The organism is Neisseria sp. P0001.S005, assembly GCF_051963715.1.
This window is the reverse complement of the sequence record NZ_JBQCTZ010000343.1, coordinates 1-2,151: the sequence shown is the minus strand read 5'-3', so window position 1 is coordinate 2,151 and position 2,151 is coordinate 1. Positions and strand designations below refer to the sequence as shown.

Below are 2,151 nucleotides of genomic sequence, written 5' to 3'. Positions count from 1 at the left end.
GCGGTATTGGGTGGCGTGGCAGGTAACTTGATTGGTGGCGATACCGGCTCTACCTTGGGTGGTGCGGCTTTGGGTGGTGTTATCGGCAGTCAAGTTCATACCCGCTACTAATCCTTTATTCGGTTAAAAATAAAAAGGCCGTCTGAACATTCAGACGGCCTTTTGTTTTGTGGTTTATTCGTTGACGAAGGTTACACCGGTCAGTTGCGATTGCAAAATGGCAGTACGCAAAGCAGTCAGTGCTTTTGGACGGACAAAGTTGCGACGATAGGCCAAAACGACACGGCGGTGCGGTGCGGTGCCTTCAAACGGGATAATGCTAAAAAGCATGTGGTCGTTTTCGGTCAACGCGGTAGCCGGCATGACGCTGATGGCCAGGCCGCTGGCAACCATGTGGCGAATGGTGTTGATGGAGCTGCCTTGCAGGGTATTGGTCAAACCTTGGATTTTTTGTTTGGAAGCCAATTCGGAACAACTTGCCAACACTTGGTCGCGCATACAGTTGCCTTCGGACAGCAGTAACACTTGTTCTTCGCCCAAAAGCTGAGGCGTAACGGCATCGAGTTCTTCAAAGTGATGGCCTTTGGGAACAATGACGAAGAAAGGTTCGTCATACAGAGGCTCGGTCACGATGCCCGGCTCTTGGAACGGTTCGGCAACGACGATTGCATCGACATCGCCGCGTTTGAGCGACTCGGTCAGGATGTGGGTATAGTTCTCTTCCAGCATCAGCGGCATTTTCGGTGCGGTTTCACGCAGCGCGGTAATGAGCTTGGGCAGAAGGTAGGGGGCAACGGTAAAAATCAGGCCGAGTTTGAACGCGCCTTCCAATTCGTTTTGCTCTTCATTGGCAAGGTGCTTGATGAGTTCGGCTTCTTCCAAAACCCGGCGGGCTTGGGCGACAATGCGCTCGCCCGCTTCGGTCGTGATGATGTCGTTGCTGCTACGGTCGAACAGGGATACCGACAGCTCTTCCTCCAGCTTTTTGATGGCGATGGAGAGGGTGGGCTGGCTGACAAAGCAGCGTCGTGCGGCACGTCCGAAGTGACGTTCTTGTGCGACGGCTACGATGTAACGCAATTCGGTCAAGGTCATGTGTTAAGCCTTTTTTTGTTCCGGCAGGGTGATGTTCAGCTCAAGAACGTCCAAGCCGTCTTGTTTCTCTTGGGAGATGCGGATGTCGTCCAATGATACGTTGACGTATTTGGACAGGACTTCCAACAACTCTTTACGCAGGGTCGGCAGATAGTCCGGAGCTTGGCCTTCTTGTGCGCGCTCTTGCGCGATGATGATTTGCAGGCGGTCGCGCGCGACTGTGGCGGTTTTCGGCTTTCTGCCGAACAGCATATCGAGCAGTGACATGTATTAACCTCCGAACAGTCGTTTTAAGAAGCTTTTCTTCTCAGCTTCGAGGAAACGCATTTCGCGGTTTTCACCCAAGAGGCGGGCGATAACGTCTTTGTAGGCTTCTGCTGCTGCGGCATTGTCTTGGTGGATGACAGGTTCGCCGGCGTTGGAAGCTTGCAGGACGTTTTGTGATTCAGGAATCACACCGATCAACGGAATACGCAAGATGTCGCAGATATCTTGTACAGACAGCATTTCACCCTTGGCCACGCGCTCAGGGGAGTAGCGGGTAATCAGCAGGTGTTCTTTAACAGTACCGCCTTGTTCGGCTTTGCGGGATTTGCTTTGCAAAATGCCCAAGATACGGTCGGAGTCGCGGACGCTGGATACTTCCGGATTGGTGGTAATGATGGCTTCGTCGGCAAAGTAGAGCGCCATCAGTGCGCCTTGTTCGATACCGGCAGGGGAGTCGCAGATGATGAATTCGAAGCCCATTTTTTTGCTGGACAGCTCTTTCATCACGTTGTCCACGCCTTCGCGGGTCAGCGCGTCTTTGTCGCGGGTTTGCGATGCAGGCAGGATGTAGAGGTTTTCGCAGTTTTTGTCTTTAATCAGGGCTTGGTTGAGAGTCGCTTCGCCGTGGATAACGTTGATGAGGTCATATACGACGCGGCGTTCGCAACCCATAATCAGGTCAAGGTTGCGCAAACCGACGTCGAAGTCGATCACGGCAGTTTTGTGGCCGCGCAGGGCCAGGCCGGTTGCGATGCTGGCGCTGGTAGTGGTCTTGCCTACGCCGCCTTT

4 protein-coding genes are annotated in these 2,151 nt (G+C 53.4%); 1 reads left to right on the top strand and 3 read right to left on the bottom strand.

From position 1 onward, the window contains the following. Positions 1–111 (top strand): glycine zipper 2TM domain-containing protein (locus tag ACTHSP_RS19920; protein WP_440346764.1); only part of this gene is annotated, 111 nt, incomplete at its 5' end. A 63-nt stretch (positions 112–174) separates the two neighbouring features. Here the strand turns inward: ACTHSP_RS19920 and ACTHSP_RS19915 are convergent. The 3 genes from ACTHSP_RS19915 to minD form a co-directional block, all read right to left on the bottom strand. Continuing rightward, on the bottom strand, positions 175–1,095 hold the full coding sequence (locus ACTHSP_RS19915) for a hydrogen peroxide-inducible genes activator (protein WP_049330768.1): 921 nt from the start codon (positions 1,093–1,095) through the stop codon (positions 175–177). A gap of 3 nt (positions 1,096–1,098) precedes the next feature. Beyond that, entirely contained in the window at positions 1,099–1,362 is a 264-nt protein-coding gene (minE, locus tag ACTHSP_RS19910; RefSeq protein WP_003680625.1) for a cell division topological specificity factor MinE, read from the bottom strand. Between the two features lie 3 nt (positions 1,363–1,365). Beyond that, positions 1,366–2,151, bottom strand: a 786-nt coding sequence (minD, locus tag ACTHSP_RS19905; RefSeq protein WP_440346763.1) for a septum site-determining protein MinD, incomplete at its 5' end; no start/stop codon positions are given.

Bases quoted from the DNA above. Each gene is read 5' to 3' on its own strand.
- ACTHSP_RS19915 (WP_049330768.1), bottom strand. From the start codon at position 1,095: ATGACCTTGACCGAATTGCGTTACATCGTAGCCGTCGCACAAGAACGT.
- minE (WP_003680625.1), bottom strand. From the start codon at position 1,362: ATGTCACTGCTCGATATGCTGTTCGGCAGAAAGCCGAAAACCGCCACA.